This is a genomic window from Nocardia canadensis (genome assembly GCF_032656385.1).
Taxonomy (GTDB): domain Bacteria; phylum Actinomycetota; class Actinomycetes; order Mycobacteriales; family Mycobacteriaceae; genus Nocardia; species Nocardia canadensis.
Genome location: NZ_JAVCWB010000004.1, coordinates 153,089 through 171,314, shown reverse-complemented (window position 1 = coordinate 171,314; position 18,226 = coordinate 153,089). Strand labels below are relative to the sequence as shown.

16 protein-coding genes are annotated in these 18,226 nt (G+C 69.7%); 4 read left to right on the top strand and 12 right to left on the bottom strand.

Annotation, left to right across the window (positions count from 1 at the left end; all coding sequences use genetic code 11):
• Positions 1–9: 9 nt before the first annotated feature.
• The 4 genes from Q7X29_RS09565 to Q7X29_RS09550 all read right to left on the bottom strand — a co-directional run bounded on the left by Q7X29_RS09565 (position 10) and on the right by Q7X29_RS09550 (position 3,001).
• Positions 10–474 carry a DUF5130 domain-containing protein gene (locus tag Q7X29_RS09565; RefSeq protein ID WP_316573839.1) on the bottom strand — a complete coding sequence of 155 codons (465 nt, stop codon included), beginning with the start codon at positions 472–474 and terminating at the stop codon, positions 10–12.
• Positions 461–739 carry an aa3-type cytochrome oxidase subunit CtaJ gene (ctaJ, locus tag Q7X29_RS09560; protein ID WP_218721519.1) on the bottom strand — a complete coding sequence of 93 codons (279 nt, stop codon included), beginning with the start codon at positions 737–739 and terminating at the stop codon, positions 461–463. Before ctaJ ends, Q7X29_RS09565 begins: the two co-directional genes overlap by 14 nt.
• Positions 740–809: 70 nt before the next feature.
• Complete coding sequence (locus Q7X29_RS09555) at positions 810–2,411, bottom strand: glycoside hydrolase family 13 protein (RefSeq protein WP_308248670.1); 1,602 nt, start codon at positions 2,409–2,411, stop codon at positions 810–812.
• Positions 2,412–2,587: 176 nt separating this feature from the next.
• Positions 2,588–3,001 carry a globin gene (locus Q7X29_RS09550; protein ID WP_316573838.1) on the bottom strand — a complete coding sequence of 138 codons (414 nt, stop codon included), beginning with the start codon at positions 2,999–3,001 and terminating at the stop codon, positions 2,588–2,590.
• 186 nt (positions 3,002–3,187) lie between these two features.
• Here Q7X29_RS09550 and Q7X29_RS09545 point away from each other — a divergent pair, with 186 nt between their 5' ends.
• Positions 3,188–3,901 (top strand): HNH endonuclease, encoded by a 714-nt coding sequence (locus tag Q7X29_RS09545; protein WP_255588610.1) that lies wholly within the window; start codon positions 3,188–3,190, stop codon positions 3,899–3,901.
• A 1-nt stretch (position 3,902) separates the two neighbouring features.
• On the opposite strand, the gene Q7X29_RS09540 is transcribed toward Q7X29_RS09545, so the two are convergent.
• Positions 3,903–4,472 (bottom strand): helix-turn-helix domain-containing protein, encoded by a 570-nt coding sequence (locus Q7X29_RS09540; RefSeq protein ID WP_218721521.1) that lies wholly within the window; start codon positions 4,470–4,472, stop codon positions 3,903–3,905.
• A gap of 67 nt (positions 4,473–4,539) precedes the next feature.
• Between Q7X29_RS09540 and Q7X29_RS09535 the strand changes: the two genes are divergently transcribed.
• The 3 genes from Q7X29_RS09535 to Q7X29_RS09525 all read left to right on the top strand — a co-directional run bounded on the left by Q7X29_RS09535 (position 4,540) and on the right by Q7X29_RS09525 (position 6,449).
• The gene (locus Q7X29_RS09535) at positions 4,540–5,238 is read left to right on the top strand and encodes an AzlC family ABC transporter permease (protein ID WP_218721522.1); all 699 of its coding nucleotides are present in this window, start codon (positions 4,540–4,542) and stop codon (positions 5,236–5,238) included.
• A 151-nt stretch (positions 5,239–5,389) separates the two neighbouring features.
• Positions 5,390–5,710 carry an AzlD domain-containing protein gene (locus Q7X29_RS09530; protein WP_316573837.1) on the top strand — a complete coding sequence of 107 codons (321 nt, stop codon included), beginning with the start codon at positions 5,390–5,392 and terminating at the stop codon, positions 5,708–5,710.
• A 229-nt stretch (positions 5,711–5,939) separates the two neighbouring features.
• Positions 5,940–6,449: a DinB family protein gene (locus Q7X29_RS09525; RefSeq protein WP_308248672.1), complete on the top strand. Its 510-nt coding sequence runs from the start codon at positions 5,940–5,942 to the stop codon at positions 6,447–6,449.
• A 15-nt stretch (positions 6,450–6,464) separates the two neighbouring features.
• Here Q7X29_RS09525 and Q7X29_RS09520 read toward each other — a convergent pair whose 3' ends face one another.
• From Q7X29_RS09520 to Q7X29_RS09490, 7 genes are all read right to left on the bottom strand, one after another.
• Positions 6,465–7,136, bottom strand: a complete 672-nt coding sequence (locus Q7X29_RS09520) for a hypothetical protein (RefSeq protein ID WP_218721523.1) — start codon at positions 7,134–7,136, stop codon at positions 6,465–6,467.
• Positions 7,137–7,141: 5 nt separating this feature from the next.
• A complete protein-coding gene (locus tag Q7X29_RS09515; RefSeq protein WP_342800792.1) occupies positions 7,142–7,567 on the bottom strand; it encodes an acyl-CoA thioesterase in 426 nt (141 codons plus the stop codon).
• A 41-nt stretch (positions 7,568–7,608) separates the two neighbouring features.
• Positions 7,609–12,489 (bottom strand): NAD-glutamate dehydrogenase, encoded by a 4,881-nt coding sequence (locus tag Q7X29_RS09510; RefSeq protein ID WP_316573836.1) that lies wholly within the window; start codon positions 12,487–12,489, stop codon positions 7,609–7,611.
• 248 nt (positions 12,490–12,737) lie between these two features.
• Complete coding sequence (gene ettA / locus Q7X29_RS09505; RefSeq protein WP_218721526.1) at positions 12,738–14,414, bottom strand: energy-dependent translational throttle protein EttA; 1,677 nt, start codon at positions 14,412–14,414, stop codon at positions 12,738–12,740.
• A 69-nt stretch (positions 14,415–14,483) separates the two neighbouring features.
• A complete protein-coding gene (locus tag Q7X29_RS09500; protein WP_316573835.1) occupies positions 14,484–14,861 on the bottom strand; it encodes a single stranded DNA-binding domain-containing protein in 378 nt (125 codons plus the stop codon).
• Positions 14,862–15,062: 201 nt separating this feature from the next.
• Positions 15,063–16,019, bottom strand: coding sequence for a serine/threonine dehydratase (locus tag Q7X29_RS09495; protein ID WP_218721527.1), 957 nt, complete (start codon positions 16,017–16,019; stop codon positions 15,063–15,065).
• Between the two features lie 17 nt (positions 16,020–16,036).
• The gene (locus Q7X29_RS09490; protein ID WP_218721528.1) at positions 16,037–18,103 is read right to left on the bottom strand and encodes a cytochrome c oxidase assembly protein; all 2,067 of its coding nucleotides are present in this window, start codon (positions 18,101–18,103) and stop codon (positions 16,037–16,039) included.
• Positions 18,104–18,226 lie beyond the last annotated feature (123 nt).

Here is an 18,226-nt window from a genome sequence, read left to right as displayed (position 1 = left end):
GGAAACGAACTAGCGGCCGATGGCCGCGGCCATCACGCGGACGGCGGAGATCAGGCCGTCGATCAGGTTGCCCTGACGGAACGACGCCAGCGCGGCGGTGACGCCCAGCTGGCAGATGCGATCGTTGGCGCGCTCGGCGACGTGCGCACCGGAGCGCACCTCGATGGCGCCCTGGTTCGGCGAGACCGCGATGAGCACCGAGTCGGCCGCCTCGGGGGTGTTCGGCAGGACCGCGTCGGCGCCGGCCGCCGGGTCGTTGCCGAGATCGCCGAGGTAGATGTTGAAGCGGACCTTGGTCGCGCGGGTCGCCTCGGTGAGGGCGTTGTCGAGCATGACGCGCTCACGGTCGGTGAAAGGCACCTCGTCGAAGACGGTGCCCGGCTCGTGCACGCCCGAGACGCGACCGCTGCTGGTCAGTGCGAATCCGTGCGGCAGGTCGGCCTCGACCACCGCGGGCCACTTAGAACTTGCCACTTGCCCGGCCTCCGATCAGCTCCGCGTTCGCGGCTTCGAGAGCCGCATGGCTGCCATGCGACTCGGCGGTGTGGTGACCCGCCGCGGCGGTCACCTCGTCGGTAGCACTCCACAGCACCGGCGAGTGGGTCCACTTCTGCCCGAGCGCGAAGTGGGCCGGCTTCTCACCGGGGAATGGCTTACCGAGATAGGACAAACCCGCGATCGCGAAGTAGATCGCGGCCGGGATGCCGACGAAGATCAGCACTGTCTCGAGAATGCTCACGGTCCAACGGTAGACGATGCTCTGTAGTAGTTCATCCTCCGGCACTCCCGAAACCGCGTGTCCACCCTCCTCAGACCAGCCAGGCCGCCGCGTTCGCGGGCAGCCGGTCGTCGGCGACGGGGGCGCTGGCCAGCAGCACCTCCCCCGGCGGCAGCTGGATCGGCCCGTCGGAGGCGTTGAGGACACAGATCAGTCCACCCGGCCTGCGGAAAGCCAGGCATCCGTCCGGGCTGCCGTACCACTCGATCCGGTCACCCGCGAATTCCGGCCGTGTGCCACGCAGATCGATCGCCAGCCGGTACAGCGACAGCGTCGAATGCAGGGTCTCCAGTTGGGCTTCCACCGTGCGGTCGGCCCAGTCGGCCGGGATCGGCAGCCACGGCGTGCCCGTGGTGAAGCCGAACGGGGTGGTCGAGCCCTCCCACGGGATCGGCACCCGGCAGCCGTCGCGCCCGCGTTCGGTGTGGCCCGAGCGCTCCCACACCGGGTCCCGCAACGCGTCCTCGGGCAGATCGTCGACGTTGGGCAGGCCGAGTTCGGCGCCGTTGTAGACGAACACCGCCCCGGGCAGCGCCAGCTCGACCATCGTCATCGCCCGCGCCCGCGCGACCCCGATCCGGCCGCCGCCGTAGCGGGTGACCTCGCGTTCGATGTCATGGTTGGACAGCGTCCAGGTCGGCGGGGCGCCGACACCGCTCACCGCGTCGAGGGAGTGCGTGATCGCCTCGCGCACACCCTCGGCGGTGTAGGGGGTCTCGGCCAGGCGGAAGTTGAACGCCAGGTGCAGTTCGTCCGGACGCACGTACTCGCCGAAGCGGGTGTTGTCGTCGACCCACACCTCGCCGATCGACACCGCGTGCGGGTAGTCGTCGAGGACCGCGCGGATGCGGCGGTGGATGGCGTGCACGCCCGGGTTGTTGAAGCGGGGATCGTCGTCGTCGTGGACCAGCATCTTGGTCTCGACCTTCGCCATGTCGGGCAGGCCGTCGGGCTTGGCCATCCCGTGCGCGACATCGATCCGGAAGCCGTCGACCCCGCGGTCGAGCCAGAACCGCAGCGTCTTCTCGAAATCGGCGGCGACCTCGGGATTCTCCCAGTTCAGGTCCGGCTGTTCCGGCGCGAAGATGTGCAGGTACCACTGGCCCGGGGTGCCGTCGGGCTCGGTGACCCTGGTCCAGGCCGGGCCGCCGAAGATGCTCGGCCAGTTGTTCGGCGGCTCGGCCCCGTCGGGGCCGCGGCCGTCCCGGAACAGATAGCGGGCCCGCTCGGGGCTGCCCGGCGCGGCCTCCAGGGCCGCGGTGAACCACGGGTGCTCGACGCTGGTGTGATTGGGCACCAGGTCCATCGTCACCTTGATCTCGCGGTCGTGTGCCTCGGCGATCAGCTCGTCGAACGCGGCCAGCCCGCCGAAGAGCGGGTCGATGTCGCGCGGGTCGGCCACGTCGTATCCGCCGTCGGCCTGCGGCGAACGCATCACCGGACAGATCCACAGCGCGTCGACGCCCAGTAACTCCAGGTAGCCCATCTTCTCGCGAACGCCGCCCAGATCGCCGACACCGTCACCGTCGGAGTCGGCGAACGAACGTGGGTAGACCTGATAGAACACGGCGGTTGTCCACCACGGAGCGGTGCTGTTTTCCCCCGGCACCGGCGAGGCAGGTGTCTGTGTCACAACCGCAATATTGCCAAAGATTGCCCGGGATATTCCTACGGCGCGAGACTTTCTTCGAATCTGGCAAATCGCCAGCGTTCGCCACGCCGGAGCGAAACATCGGGGTAAACCTCGGCATCGACCCGAAACCGCGGCGCCACCTGCCGGTCATCAGCGAACGCGGGGCACCCTTCCCCTCACCCGGGCGCGTTCTGCAGCGAGGCGGCCGCCATCTGGAAGTAGTCCATCAGCTGCTTGCGGTGCGCGTCGTCCAGGATCGATGGCTCGATCTCCCCGACCGCGATCGTCATGCACCGCAGCCACGCGTCACGCTCGAGCGGGCCGACGACGAACGGGTTGTGCCGCATCCGCAGCCGCGGGTGCCCACGCTCGTCGGAATAGGTCCGCGGCCCGCCCCAGTACTGCTCGAGGAACATCCGCAGCCGACGCTCGGCGGGGCCCAGATCCTCCTCCGGATACAGTGGGCGCAGGATCTCATCGGCAGCGACCTCGCGATAGAACACGGACACGATGCGGCGGAACGTCTCGGCGCCACCCACCGCTTCGTAGAACGAGGTCGTTGTCTGCTCACCTGAAGTCACGGCGTCCATTGTGCCCCGATGACCGGGCACGCGACGCGGCGGCAGCCGCGCATCACGAACGCGTGGCCCTTCAACCACAGTTCACCCGAAAGTTTGAAAAATAGCCGTGCAATACCGGCGGAACCATGGTCAACTGGGGGGCAGTATCGGCCCCAGATACCACATGATCCTGCCAATCATGAAATTGAGGTCAAGATGAAGCAGCGACCAGGCGCCCGGTCACACGAGGCGCGCGCGCACCGACAACTCCAGCCCGCCGACGTCCACAATCGTGGCTCGGGGGCTATCCCGCTGCATATCTTGTCCGATCACCATCCGGGCGCACACGGTCATCACGACCTGCCGCATCACCCCGCGCCATTGCATCTTGCCGGAGACCACGACGCCGCCGCGTGGCGCAAACGCCGGGTCCTCCTCCTCAACGCCACCTACGAACCGCTCACCGCGCTGTCCGCGCGCCGTGCCGTCGTCCTGCTGATCTGCGCCAAAGCCGACGCGGTCCACGACAACCCCGAAGCCCCGGTCCTGCACTCGGCAGGCGCCGAAGTGGCGATTCCCTCCGTCATCCGGCTGCGCACCTACGTGCGCGTGCCCTACCGCGCCCGGGTGCCGATGACCCGCGCCGCGCTCATGCACCGCGACCGCTATCGCTGCGGCTACTGCGGCGGCAAGGCCGAGACCATCGACCACGTGATCCCGCGCAGCCGCGGCGGTGAGCACTCGTGGGAGAACTGCGTCGCCAGCTGCGCCCCCTGCAATCACCGCAAGGCCGACAAGATGCTCACCGAGCTCGGCTGGACGCTGCGCCACCCCCTGGTCTCCCCCAAGGGACCGCACTGGCGGCTGCTGTCCACCACCGCCGACCTGGATCCGATCTGGTTGCAGTATCTCGGCGAAGGAGCCGCCTGAGTCAGGGGCTCTCGATGACCATCGAGGCCCAGGTCCCCGGTTCCAGCGCCTCGAAGATGTGCGGAAGATCGCCCAGGTAGCGGACGTAATCGCCGGGGCCGATCTCGATGGGCTCGTCCGCCGGGCCGACCAGCGCGCGCCCGGCGGCCAGCACCACGTGCTCGACCACGCCCGGGTTGTGCGGATCGGAGCGGCGGGTATGGCCGGGTTCGGCCGCGATCCGGTAGACATCGCAGCGCGTGTGTGACTGTCCCGCTGCGAGCAAGGTCACTCGATAGTCCGCGTCGGCCGATGGCACCGGCGCGCCCTCGTCGGCGCGGATCACCTGGACATTGGGCCGGGGCGGGTCGAGCAGCCGCGAGAACGGCATCTCCAGCGCGACGCACAGCGCCCACAGGGTTTCCAGACTGGGATTGCCGGTGCCCGATTCCAGTTGCGACAGTGTCGATTTCGCGACGCCGGCCCGGCTCGCGACCTCGGTCAGCGACAAACCAGCGCGCGCACGTTCGCGGCGCAGCGATGCCGCGATCACCGCTTGGGGTGGTCCGGTCACCGGGTCCTGCCGGTCCATCAACGCCTCCTGGGAGCTGGCGATTTCGCGTTGACTTTACCCACCTGTCGCGTTCAATATGAGAAACATGCGTTCGATATGGCGAACACTCGATCGGCGAACCGTCACCGCCGTGGCCGCGGCCTGCCTGGCCGTCGGCCTCTTCGGCGTGTCCTACGGCGCATCGACGATCGCGGCCGGGTTCCCGGTCTGGATGCCGATCGTGATGGCGGTGACGGTGCTGGCCGGCGGGTCCGAGCTGCTGTTCTTCGGCATCGTCGCGGCGGGCGGTAGCCCGCTCGCCGCCGTCGTCGCCGGACTGCTGCTCAATGCCCGGCACCTGCCCTACGGCCTGTCGGCGCCGGAGGTCTTCGGCCACGGCTGGAAGCGGGTGCTCGGCATCCACGTGCTCAACGACGAGTCGGTGGCGTTCGCGACCGCGCCCGGCGACCAGGAGCGCAAGCGCGCCGCCTACTGGGCCTGCGGCATCGGCGTCGCCCTGAGCTGGCCGCTGGGCGCGACCCTCGGCGCCGCCCTGGGTTCGCTCGTCCCCGACACCTCGGCTCTCGGTCTCGACGCGGTGTTCCCGGTGATCCTGCTCGCGCTCATCCTGCCCGCCCTGCGCGACCGCGCCACCCTGCGCCCGGTCCTGGTCGGCGCCGCACTCGCGGTCGCGGCCGCCCCGTTCGTCCCGGCGGGCCTGCCGGTGCTGATCGCCCTGCTCGGCTTGGTGTTCGCGCTGCGGCCACCGGAGCAGACCGAGAGCCCGGCGGCGCAGCCATGCTGACCTCGGCCGTTCGGCCCGGGCACGCCGGTGCGCGGTTGATACCCGCCCGGTCGATCCCCGCGCGTCCTGGCCGCGCGCTCGGATCGCCGAGGGTCGTGTCGACCTGTGCGACCGGCCGGACTCGGCCCGTCTCCCAGCGGTGGTGCCCGTCGTGAACACCCCCTACCTGCTGCCCGCGATGCTCACGCTCGCCGCGGGCACCTACGCGCTGCGGTGGACCGGACCGGCGCTTCGGCATCGACTTCGCCTGTCGCCCAGGATGATCCATCTTCTCGATACCGGCGCGCTGATTCTGCTCGCGGCACTGGTCGCGACCGCCACCCTCCCGACCGGGTCCGGCGAACTCGGCATCGCCCTGCCCGCCGGAGTGACGGTCGGGGGCCTCCTCGCGTGGCGCCGTGCGCCGCTGCTCGTCACCGTGCTCGTCGCGGCGGCGACAACCGCCCTCCTCCGACTGGCCGGCGTGCACTGACGCGGCGCCGTCACCCTGTGCTCGACGACCGTGACGCGGCGACTCGCGAGCGTCCACCGACCTGGTCGTCGCACTGCCGTCGGGTCATGGTCGGCGCGGGCCTCGCGCCGCTGCTGGTCACCGTCCCCGAGATTACGGACACGCGCACGTCGACCATCCTGTTCCGGCGCCGCGCGCACGACCTCGTTGTCGCCGGGAGATGTCCGACCCCACTGGCACCATGTCGCCCGTGACCACGAGCGAACGACCGATGCCGCCCCTGAACGCCGACGAGCGCGCGACCACGGAGGCGTGGCTCGACTTCTACCGCGCGACGCTGGCGCTCAAGTGCCAGGGCCTCGACGACGCCCAGTTGCGCACCGCCGCCGCGCCATCCGCGCTGACCCTGCTCGGCCTGCTCCAGCACATGGCCGAGGTCGAACGTAACTGGTTCCGCCGAGTCCTCGCCGAGGAGCCCGCGCCGCCGATCTACGACCCGCACGCCGATACCGCGGGACACGACGGTGGTTTCGAGCTCACCGACGACTCGTCCTACGACAAGGCCGTCGCGGTCTGGCAAGACGAGATCGCCCATGCCCGCCGCAATTGCGCCGCTCGCGAGCTGGACGACACCAGCCCGTTCCTGGACAGCCGGGTGAGCCTGCGCTGGATCTACACCCACATGATCGCCGAGTACGCCCGCCACTGCGGCCACGCCGATCTGCTGCGCGAGCGCATCGACGGAGCCACGGGCGTCTGAGCCCGGCGCACGACCTCAGCTGGGCGACAGCGGGATCCCCCCACCCAGGCGACGCGCGACGGAGCCGTAACGGGCGTCGAGGCGCAGCCAGGTGCGGGTGGCGCGGACGCGGACCAGTTCGGTGGGCTGGATGCGGCGCGATTCGGTCTTCTCCCCCGCGTGCGGGATGAAGTCCATGGCGGTGAGGGCGAAGACGACCCGCATCGGGACCTCGACCGCGAGGTCGTCGGCGCCGGTGACGGTGAGCACCGACTGGTCCAGCAACGAAGCGGGCGGGCCGTGGGCCCCGCCGTGCTCGCGGGCCAGATCGGCACCGCGCTCGGCCAGCTCGACCAGTGCCCGAGCCGGGACGTCATCGACGTGGGTGAAACCGTCGGCGGGTGGCAGCGCACCGCGCCAGGCCGAGTCCATCGAGTAGCCGAGGTCGATCGGGTGACCGGTGCGCAGACCCGCCAGCACCGTATCGGCGCCGACGGTGACATCGTCGACACCGAGTTCGGCGGTGACCGTGCGCACCGCGAGGGTCTCGAAACCTGTTGCGACCCACGCGGAGACGAGACTGGAACCCCGCCGCCGCAACCGGACCACCGCGGCCGGGTCGAGCCGGATCGCGCGGCTGAGGAAGGTGGCCAGGTTCTCGCGTTCGGCCGGGTCGGGAGCGTGCAGCACCCGCTGTTCGGAGCTCACGGAGGTCAGGCCCGCCACAGGGCCAGGTAGTCGCGTTCGGTGTCGCTGAGCCTGCGCAACCGCTGGGTCTCGATGTCGAACGCGGCGAGCTGGGTGGTGGCGGTGACCGCCGGCGGCGAATCGGGGGCGGCGCCGTTGGCACGCACCTCGTAGCCGATCGTGAAATCGACCGCCCGCAACTGCTTGACCCACATGGCGATGTCGAGCGGGGTGTCCTCGTGCCGCAGCTGGCCCCGGTACTTCACGTGCAGGTCGACCAGCACACAACCCTGCCGCCCCATCGACGCCGTCGGCTTGTCGTCGTCGAACAGCCACGGAATCCTGGCCTCTTCCAGCAGCGTCACCATCCGCGCGTGGTTGACGTGCTGGAACACGTCCATGTCCGACCAGCGGATCTCGACCTTGGCGTGAAAGCGCCGGGGCAACACCAGGTTCGTCTCCGGCGCGGCCGTGGCTGTGTTCGGCGAGCTCGTCACCGTGGTACCTCCGATTGGGCGCCCACCCCGCTCACCATGCTCCGCACCTGTCGCGCGGCGACCGACAGTGTGGCGAGGTCGTGGGTCCCGGACTCGAACAATTCCGACAGTGCCGCGCGCGCACGACCCAGCCGGGACTGGTTCTTCGACTCCCAGTATGCAATTTTCTCGTCGGCCGTCTCCTCCGGGTCACCCGCGGAGAGCACATCGAGGGTGAGCGAGCGCAGCGAACCGTACATGTCGTCGCGCAACGCGAGCCGGGCCAGCGCGTGCCAGCGATCGCCGCGTTCGAGGTGACTCACCGCCTCGAGCAGCCAATCGATCTTGAGATGCTCGTTGAGCGCGTAGTACAGCGCACCGACCTCGGTGCCGTCCCGGTCGGCGATGTCGGCGATGTCGACGATGTCGAGCAGTGGGTACAGGCTCAGCAGCCCGAACACCTCGGTCGCCAGCTCGGTCGGCGCGCCACGGGCGATCAGCTCGGCCGCGCCCTGGGTGAGCGAGGTGACGTGGTGCCCGCGCAGCCAGCCCGGCACCTGCGGCGCCAGCTCCTGCACCCGCCGGTGGTATCGGTTGATCTCGGCACCCACCGCGATCGGCTGCGGCCGGTTGCTGAGCAGCCAGCGCGAGGCCCGGTCCAGCGTCCGCTTGGACTCCAGCTCCAGCAGATCGCACACACCCGCGGGCGCGTCGGCGCCGCGGATACGCGCCCACACGTCGTGCAGTTCGAAGATCTCGGTGGCCGCGGCGAACGCGCGAACGGTGTCGGAAGTGCTGGCCCCGACTTCCTCGTTGAGCCGGTGCGCGTAGGTGATGCCCGCGTAGTCGACGACTTCGTTGACGATCATCGTGGTGACGATCTCGCGCCGCAGCCGGTGCTTCTTGATCGCGGCGCCGAACCGCTCACGCAGCGGCGTCGGGAAGTACTGCGGCAGCCTGCGCGCGAAGTAGACGCTGTCGGGCAGATCGGTGTCGAGCAGATCGGCCTTGAGCCCGAGCTTGACGTGCGCGAGCAGATTGGCCAGTTCGGGCGAGGTGAGCCCGCGGCCCTCCTCGTCACGCCGCTTCAGTTCGGCCTCGCTCGGCAACGCCTCGAGCTCACGGTCCAGGCCGCGACGCTGCTCGAGATCGTCGATGACACGGCCGTGCACGCTGACCATCTGCGGCGCGTCGGTGCGCGCGATGCCGATCAGCACGTTCTGATCGACGTTGTCCTGCAACACCATCCGCGCGACCTCGTCGGTCATCGAGGCCAGCAGCGGGTTGCGGTCGGCCTGCGCCAGGTCGCCCGAGCTCACCACGCCGTCGAGCAGGACCTTGATGTTGACCTCGTGGTCGGAGCAGTCCACGCCCGCGGAGTTGTCCAGGGCGTCGGTGTTCATCTTGCCGCCGCCCCGGCAGAACTCGATCCGGCCCAGCGCGGTGGCGCCGAGGTTGCCGCCCTCACCGATCACCTTGACCCGCAACTGATTACCGTCGACCCGAACCGCGTCGTTGGACTTGTCGCCCACCTCGGCGTTGGCTTCGGTGCTGGCCTTGACATAGGTGCCGATGCCGCCGTTCCACAACAGCTGCACCGGCGCGAGCAGGATCGCCCGCACCAGTTCCGGCGGCGTGAGCGCCTGCACCGAGTCGGGCAGCCCCAGCGCGAGCCGGGCCTGCGGCGAGATCGGCACCGACTTCACGGTCCGCTCGAACACGCCGCCGCCCGCGCTGATCAGCGAGCGGTCGTAGTCGGCCCACGAGGACCGCGGCAGCGCGAACAGCCGCTCGCGCTCGACGTACGAGGTGGCCGCGTCGGGGTTCGGGTCCAGGAAGATGTGGCGGTGGTCGAACGCGGCGACCAGCCGGATGTGGCGCGAGAGCAGCATGCCGTTGCCGAACACGTCACCGCTCATGTCGCCCACGCCGACGACCGTGAAGTCCTGGCTCTGGGTGTCGATGCCCATCTCGCGGAAGTGCCGCTTGACCGCTTCCCACGCGCCCTTGGCGGTGATGCCCATGGCCTTGTGGTCGTAGCCGGCCGAGCCGCCGGAGGCGAAGGCGTCACCGAGCCAGAAGCCGTAGCGGGTCGCCACGTCGTTGGCGATGTCGGAGAAGCTGGCGGTGCCCTTGTCGGCGGCGACGACCAGATAGGTGTCGTCGGCGTCGCGGCGGACCACCCGGGCGGGCGGCAGCACCGCGCCGGTGGCCAGATCGACATTGTCGGTCACGTCGAGCAGGCCGGAGATGAAGGTGCGGTAGCAGGCGACGCCCTCGGCGATGCTCGCCTGACGATCGGCGGCGGGGTCACCGGTGGGCGCGGGCGGATTCTTCACCACGAAGCCGCCCTTCGCGCCGACCGGCACGATCACCGCGTTCTTCACCGCCTGCGCCTTCACCAGACCCAGGATCTCGGTGCGGAAGTCCTCGAGCCGGTCCGACCAGCGCAGACCGCCGCGCGCCACCGAGCCGAACCGCAGATGCACGCCCTCGACGCGCGGCGAGTAGACGAAGATCTCGAATTGCGGTCGCGGCTTGGGCAATTCGGCGATCTCGCGCGGTTCCACCTTGAACGAGAAGTAGTCGCGGGGGTGACCTTCGGCGTCGACGACGTAGTAGTTGGTGCGCAGGGTCGCCTTGATCAGGCCGAGGATGGCGCGCAGAATGCGGTCGGCGTCCATGCTGACCACTTCGTCGATGCCCGCCCTGACCTTCGTCTCCAGCTCGGCGGCGGTCTCGGCCGACACGGTGTCGGGATCGAAGCGGGCGGCGAACAGGTCGACGAACGCCCGCGCGACCTCGGGATGGGCCAGCAGCACGCGCGCGATGTTGACCTGGCTGTACGGGAAACCGGCCTGCTGCAGGTACTTCGCGTACGCGCGCAGGATCGCCACCGACCGCCACGGCAGACCGGCCCGCAGCACCAGCTCGTTGAGGCCGTCCGCCTCGGCTCGGCCGTCCCAGACCGCCTCGAAGGCGTCGGTGAACCGAGAGTGCAGCTCGTCCTCGTGGGTGGCCTGCTCGAGCAGTTCGGCGTCGAGATCGCCGCCGAGCGCGTTGCGCAGCAGCTCGGGACGCGCCTGCAGCCCGAAGTCGTAGATCCAGCGCTCGGCACCGCACTCCAGCTGCAGCTGGTAGGGCCGCTCGTCGACCACCTCGACGCCGAGGCTCTGCAACACCGGCAGGACCTGGCTCAGCGAGACAGCCGCCCCGGCGATGTAGAGGCTGAAGCGCCACGACCCCGGCGCGGCCTCCGGCTTGCGGTACAGGTGCTGGCCGATGCCGCCCTCGGTGAGCCGTTCCAGCCTGCCGATGTCGGCCAGCGCGCGGACCGGGCCGAAATCCTCCTTGTAGCTTTCCGGGAAGGCCTCCGAATATCGCTTCACCACACCGGGGTCCAGGACGGTGGAGGTGGCGACCTCGTCGTCGATCCGATCGTCCCAGGTGTGGCTGGCCGCGTTCAGCAGCGTCTGCAGGCGCAGCCGATTGTCCTCGGAGGTGTCCGGCGCCGTGGTGGCCTCGGCGGGCAGCATCACGGTGAAATAGACACTGGCGAGCTCGCTTTCGCTCACCCGCGCCGAGTAGTCGATGTCGGCGCCGCCGAGCTCGCGGACCAGGATCTCCTGCATCTGCAGGCGCACCGCGGTGGTGTAGCGATCGCGCGGCAGGTACACCATGCAGGCCACGAACCGTCCGTACCGGTCGCTGCGCAGGAACAGGCGCACCTGCCTGCGCAGGCCCACCCCGAGCACCGCCACCGCGGTGCGGCGCATCGCCTCGGTGTCGGCCGAGAACAGCTCGGTGCGCGGGAACGACTCGATCACCTCGAGCATCGCCTGCCCGGAGAACGAGTCCTTGTCGAATCCGGCCGCCTCGATGGCGGTGCGCACCCTGGTGTTGATGACCGGGATGTCGAGGACGTTCTCGTGCACCGCGCTGACGGTGAACACGCCGATGAACAGATGGACGCCGACGACGGCGCCCGCGTCGTCCACGTCGGCGACGCCGACGAAGTACGGGTACACCGAGCGGTGCACGGTCGCGCGGACCAGGCCCTGGGTGAGCATCAGCAGCGGGCGGTCGCCGCCGTTGATCGGCACCTGGAAGTCGGTGCCGATGTCGGCACGCAGCACGCCGAGGCTCGCGCCGGCCACCGGGGTGGACACGGTGTGGCCGAGTTCGGTGTCGCGGTGATAGCGCGCATAACCGAGCAGGGTGAAGTTGCCGCGCGACAGCCAGCGCAGCAGCTCCGCGCACTCGGCCAGATCGGTGGCGGGGAACGGGGCCGAGCCCGCGGCCGCGGTCCGATCGAGCTGGTCGGCCAGGGAGCTCTGCACCCTGGTCATCGCCTCGGTGTCGTCGATCACCTGACGGACGTCGGCGATCACGGTGGGCAGGGTGCGCTCGATGTGATCGAGCTGGGCCCGCCCGGTCGATGGATGCAGCTGCAGATGCATCCACGACTCCGGCTTGCCGGTCGCGCCGTTGCCGTCCACCTCGTGCGGTGCCGCACTGATCAGGACGCCGTGCGCGTCGCGGGTGACCTCGAAGATCGGGTGGATGACCTCGGTGACGCTCACCTGCATCCGGCTCAGCGCCGCGGTGATCGACTCGACCAGCAGGGGCATGTCGTCGGTGACCAGCTGCGCCGCCGCGCCCATGCCCGACCCGTCGTCGGGATGGTAGACCCGCACCAGCGCCGTGTCCGCGGGACGTTCGGCGGCCAATTCCATGTGGCGACGGAAGATCTGGTTGATGCCGGTGACCGGGAAGTCCGCGTCGCCGGCGTCCACGTGTCGGAAGTACGCCCCTTCGAGTGTCGCGAGATCACCGCGCAAGCTCTGCGGTATTCCCGCGGCCCACGCCGCGCTCGACATTTCCGACGAGACCGTCATCGTTTCGCCCACTCCCATGGATTCGGTTCGCTTCGATTCCGCAACTCAGGTGACGCAAATTCGAGACTAGTCGGGGCTCCATGGACACGCGGAGGGAATTTGCGCTTGCCGCGCCGGTAACTTGGCCAACGTTCGGTGAACGCCGCGGAAGGCGCCGCTGCCAGTCGTTTTCGCGCGTTGACGCCGACGGCCCGGCGAGCCGATCATCGTGGATCGTTCCGCCGGGCCGTCGCAGCAAACCCTCGGGATCAGTCCCGGGTGAGCTTGCGGTGGGTCACGCGGTGCGGGCGCGCCGCTTCGGCACCGAGGCGCTCGACCTTGTTCGCCTCGTAGGCCTCGAAGTTGCCCTCGAACCAGAACCACTTGGCGTCGTTGTCGCTGTCGCCCTCCCACGCGAGGATGTGGGTGCAGGTGCGGTCCAGGAACCAGCGGTCGTGGGAGATCACGACGGCGCAGCCGGGGAACTGCTCGAGCGCGTTCTCCAGCGAGCTGAGGGTTTCGACGTCGAGGTCGTTGGTCGGCTCGTCGAGCAGGATCAGGTTGCCGCCCTGTTTGAGGGTCAGTGCGAGGTTCAGGCGGTTGCGCTCACCACCGGAGAGCACCCCGGCCGGCTTCTGCTGGTCCGGGCCCTTGAAGCCGAACGCGCTGACGTAGGCGCGCGAAGGCATCTCCTGGTTGCCGACCTCGATGAAGTCGAGCCCGTCGGAGACGACCTGCCAGACGTTCTTGTTCGGGTCGATGCCCGCGCGGTTCTGGTCGACGTAGCTGAGCTTGACGGTCTCGCCGACCTTCACCTCGCCGCTGTCCGGCGCCTCCAGTCCGACGATGGTCTTGAACAGCGTGGTCTTACCGACACCGTTGGGGCCGATCACGCCGACGATGCCGTTGCGCGGCAGCGTGAAGGACAGGTCCTTGATCAGCTGACGATCGCCGAAGCCCTTGTCCAGGTGCGAGACGTTGACCACGATGTCGCCCAGGCGCGGACCCGCGGGGATCTGGATCTCCTCGAAGTCCAACTTGCGGTGCTTCTCGGCTTCCGCGGCCATCTCCTCGTAGCGACCGAGGCGGGCCTTGTTCTTGGCCTGCCGGGCCTTGGCGCCGGAGCGCACCCAGGCCAGCTCCTCCTTGAGGCGCTTCTGCAGCTTCTGGTCCTTTTTGCCCTGGACCTCGAGCCGCTGGGCCTTCTTCTCCAGGTAGGTGGAGTAGTTGCCCTCGTACGGGTAGGCGCGGCCGCGGTCGAGCTCGAGGATCCACTCGGCGACGTTGTCGAGGAAGTACCGGTCGTGGGTGACGGCCAGCACGGCGCCCGGGTAGGCGGCCAGGTGCTGCTCGAGCCACAGCACGCTCTCGGCGTCGAGGTGGTTGGTCGGCTCGTCGAGCAGCAGCAGGTCGGGCTTGCTCAGCAGCAGCTTGCACAGCGCGACCCGGCGGCGCTCACCACCGGAGAGGTTGGTGACCGGCTCGTCCGGCGGCGGGCAGCGCAGCGCGTCCATGGCCTGCTCGAGCTGGGAATCCACATCCCACGCGTCGGCGTGGTCGAGGAACTCCTGCAGCTTGCCCATCTCGTCCATGAGCTCGTCGGAGTAGTCGGTGGCCATCAGTTCGGCGATCTCGTTGAAGCGATCCAGCTTCACCTTGACCTCGCCGAGACCCTCCTCCACGTTGCCGCGGACGGTCTTCTCCTCGTTGAGCGGCGGCTCCTGCATGAGGATGCCCACGGTGGCGCCGGGCGCGAGGAACGCCTCGCCGTTGTTCGGCCGGTCCAGCCCCGCCATGATCTTCAGCACGGACGACTTACCCGCGCCGTTCGGGCCGACCACACCGATCTTGGCGCCGGGCAGGAAGTTCAGCGTCACGTCGTCGAGAATGACCTTGTCGCCGTGCGCCTTGCGAACCTTGATCATCTGGTAAATGAACTCAGCCATATATGGAAGCCTATCGGTGCGGGTAACGGGGGTGAGATGCGGAGCGGGCCGGTGCCGCGGATGCGACCCTCAGGCGTCGACCCGCTCGGGCGTACCGGAGATCGGCACCGCAACCGGCGATCGCGCCGGGAGGGAATCCGCCGCGGTCGTAGAGGCTACGGCAGTCGGTACCGTCGGCGCATACTCGGCCGCGTCCTGCGCGGGGATCGGTGGTACAGCGCCGCGCCGGTCCGAAATATTCCGCACGGTGTGCGACGCGGAGCGTGCCGCATCGGATCGCCGCACCACCGACGCGCTGCACCGTCCCAGATCAGGGCCGACCGCGACCGCGCGCATCTCCAGATCCCGACGCTCGGTGCCGTCCTTGCCGCGATACGTGCCGTTGTCCACCCATCCCCCGGCCGCGGCGTCGAACCGGCGCGCATTACTCGCCATTCGGAAGGTCACCACCTGTTCGCCGTTGGCGAGTCACGCCGGACCGGATGGGTCACCACTGTGCCGATCACCGTCGCCTGTGCCTCGTACATCGAATCCGCCCCCGCTCGGTCGCTGTTGTGCTGACTTCCCCAGGATGGACTCACCGTCGGCCGAACGGTCGGACGCGGACGCAACTGGGGACAACCTCGACGGTTGTGGAGATCTCCTGTGTCAGAGCACCGGGAGTTCGGTGTTCGCCCCGCACAGGACGACGATCGGACGCACGCCCGGGTCCGGTCGATAGACGCCGCTCTGCACCGCGGCCAGCGCGGCGGCGCCCTCCAGCTCGACGACGACGCGGAATTCGCGCCACAGGTACTCCCTGGCCGCGGTGATCGCGTCGTCGGCGACCGACAGGGCGGGCATGCGGTGCCTGCGCGCGATGTCGAAGGCGATCTCGCCCACCCTGGTCGCGCACAGCAACTCGGTGGCCCTGGACTGCGCGTCGATGTCGACCGGCCTGCCCGCGGCCAACGCGGCCGACAGCGCAGGCGTGTGCTCGGACTCGACGCCGACGATCTGCCTGCGTCTGCCCAGCGCGGCACCGAGGCCGGCGATCAGCCCGCCGCCACCGATCGCGGCCAGCACCGGCGGCCGCCCGCGCACCTGTTCTTCCAGTTCGAGGCCGATCACCCCGGCTCCCGCCACGACGGCGGGCATGTCGTAGGCGTGCAGGTGTTGCGCACCGCGTTCGGCGGCCAATGTCACGGCCCGCAGCTGCGCTTCGGCGTAGCTCGTGCCGTGCCAGAGCACCTCGGCGCCGTGCGCCCACATCGCGGCGACCTTGGTGTGCGGCGCCGACTCCGGCACCACCACCGTGCAGGCCTTGCCCAGCTGCGCGGCGGCCAGCGCGACCGCGATCCCGGCATTGCCGCCGGAGGCGACGACGACATGATCGACATCCTTGCCCGCGGCCAGCAGCGCGTTGAGCGCGCCACGCACCTTGAAGGTGCCACCGTGCTGGAGGAATTCCAGTTTCAGCGAGACCGGCACGGGGCCGTCGGGGCCGTCGACGGTGGTATGGAACACCGGGGTCTTGCGCACCCGGCCCGACAGCCTGCGTCGCGCCGCCCGCACCTCCGTGCGCAGCACACGATGCGGTTCGGTGCGATGTATCGACCCACTCATGGGCGCACCGCATCCACTCACTGACGCACCTCGCCGTCGCGACGCGCCAGCTCGGCGTACATCGCGTTGTAGGCGGTGAGCTCGGCGTCGTTGTCGCGGTCGGCGGCGCGGTCGGTGCGCTTGGCCAGCCGCTGATCGCTGCGCGACCACTGGATCAGCAGCGCCAGCATCACCACGACCAGCGGCACCTCACCACTGGCCCAGGCGAAACTGCCGCCGTTGCGCTGATCGGCGAGCAGGTCGATGTTCCAGCCGAGGCCGAGGGTGCGGTAGAACCAGCCGCCGAGCACGGTGTTCATGCTCATCAGCGCGATGCCGAAGAACGCGTGGAACGGCAGCGTGCCGAACACCATCGCGAGCTTGGTCAGCGGCGCCACCTCGCGCGGCTTGGGATCGATGCCGATCACCACCCAGTAGAACAGGTAGCCGCTGAGCAGGAAGTGCGCGTTCATCATCAGGTGCGCGGCGTGCGAGTCGACGTAGGTGTCGAAGATCCCGCCCAGGTACAGCGCGTAGAACCCGGCGACGAAGATGATCGACGCCACGACCGGCTGGGTCAGGAACCGCGAGACCGGGTTGTGCACGGCGGCCAGGATCCACTCGCGCGGACCCGGCACGCCCTCGCGCCCGGCGGGCGGCAGCGCGCGCAACGCCAGCGTCACCGCGCCACCGAGGGCGAGCAGGATCGGCGCCAGCATCGACAACGCCATGTGCGCGCCCATGTGCACGCTGAACATCGCCGGCGCGTACCGGCCGACACCCGAGGACGTGGCCAGCAGCAGCACCAGACAGCCGCTGCACCAGGCGATGGTCCGCCCGACCGGCCAGGCGTCGCCGCGCTTGCGCAGGCGATACACGCCGAGCAGGTAGAGCGCGGCGAGCACGATCGCGAGGGTCCCGAAGATCAGGTCGAAGCGCCAGTCGAACAGCAGTCTGCCCACGGTCGGCGGCCCGGCCAGGGTGTAGCCGAGCTCGACCTCCACCGGCGTCGGGATCGAGGTGGGCGGCGGAGGCGGGGTGCGCCCGAGGCCGACAGCCAGGCCGATGGTGGCCGCGAAGATCAGCATCTCCACCCCGGCGAAGCGGATCAGCGCCCGGCGGTCGCGCGGATCGGCGGCGAGCGCGGGCAGCGCGGCCCGGCGCTGCAGGTAGCCGAGCACACCGAGGACGAGCAGCGCCGCCGCCTTGGCCAGCACCAGCTTGCCGTAGGTCGTGCCGAACAGCTCCGACGCGGGCAGCCGGACCCAGGCGTTGACCACGCCGCTGAGGCCGATCACCACGAACGCGATGGTCGCGGCGACCGAGAACCGCCGGGCAGCGACATCGGTCCCCGCGCCTCCGCGCAGCGCGTGCGCGAGCACCGCGATCAGACCGCCGACCCAGACCGCGGCCGCCACCATGTGCAGGATCAGCGAGTTGGTGGCCACATCGTGGGCACCGCCGGAGGACGAGTGCCCGGTCAGCGCGAGCGGCATCATGGTGATCAGCGAGCCGGCCAGCAGCAGCGGCGTCCAGCCCCAGCGCAGCGCCAGGCGACACCCGATGGCGACGATCAGCGCGAACAGCGTCGTGGTGCGCCAGGCACCGGCGACCTCGACCTGGGCGATCACCGGCCACAGCACCTCGGGCCGCCAGATGTCACCGACCGGCTGCCCGGTCGTATCCGAGACGGTCAGTGGCACCAGCAGCGCCGCGCAGCCCGCCCAGACCAGCGCGGCGTCGGCGGCCCGGCGCACCGCGCGGTAGCCGCCGGCCTCGAGTAGTCCGCTGTCGCGGGGCGGCAGCAGGAACGCGGCGAACAACAGCGAGCCGACGGTCATCGCGGCGGCCAGATCGGCCACCGCCCGCAGCGCGGGCAAGCCATATGTTGTCAACGGCCCCGGATCGGGTATACCCAGCAGACTGAGGGCCTGCGCCGCCGACAACCCGACCACGATCGCCGCGACGACCGCGGCCATCGCCCCGGCGACGACGCTCAGCACCCCGAACGTCGCGCTGTTGCCTGTCGGCGCAGCCCGACCCGCTTCCACCGGTGGCGCGCCGTCCACGGCGGGTCCAGCGGAGGGGTGCTGCGATAACGACATGACAACGAGGGTAGTTCGACCTGCCCCGGGCCGACCCGATGGGGCATCGCTGCCGACGACCCCAGCACTCCTGCTGGTCGGTCGCTATACTTTTCGCGCTGGACACCGGCGCCGAGTTCGGCC

What these genes read in the sequence shown, in the direction of transcription:
- Q7X29_RS09550 (WP_316573838.1), bottom strand. Translation starts at nt 3,001, where the DNA reads ATGGACGCCGTGACTTCAGGTGAGCAGACAACGACCTCGTTCTACGAA.
- Q7X29_RS09545 (WP_255588610.1), top strand. Translation starts at nt 3,188, where the DNA reads ATGAAGCAGCGACCAGGCGCCCGGTCACACGAGGCGCGCGCGCACCGA.
- Q7X29_RS09540 (WP_218721521.1), bottom strand. Translation starts at nt 4,472, where the DNA reads ATGGACCGGCAGGACCCGGTGACCGGACCACCCCAAGCGGTGATCGCG.
- Q7X29_RS09535 (WP_218721522.1), top strand. Translation starts at nt 4,540, where the DNA reads ATGCGTTCGATATGGCGAACACTCGATCGGCGAACCGTCACCGCCGTG.
- Q7X29_RS09510 (WP_316573836.1), bottom strand. Translation starts at nt 12,489, where the DNA reads ATGACGGTCTCGTCGGAAATGTCGAGCGCGGCGTGGGCCGCGGGAATA.
- ettA (WP_218721526.1), bottom strand. Translation starts at nt 14,414, where the DNA reads ATGGCTGAGTTCATTTACCAGATGATCAAGGTTCGCAAGGCGCACGGC.
- Q7X29_RS09495 (WP_218721527.1), bottom strand. Translation starts at nt 16,019, where the DNA reads ATGAGTGGGTCGATACATCGCACCGAACCGCATCGTGTGCTGCGCACG.
- Q7X29_RS09490 (WP_218721528.1), bottom strand. Translation starts at nt 18,103, where the DNA reads ATGTCGTTATCGCAGCACCCCTCCGCTGGACCCGCCGTGGACGGCGCG.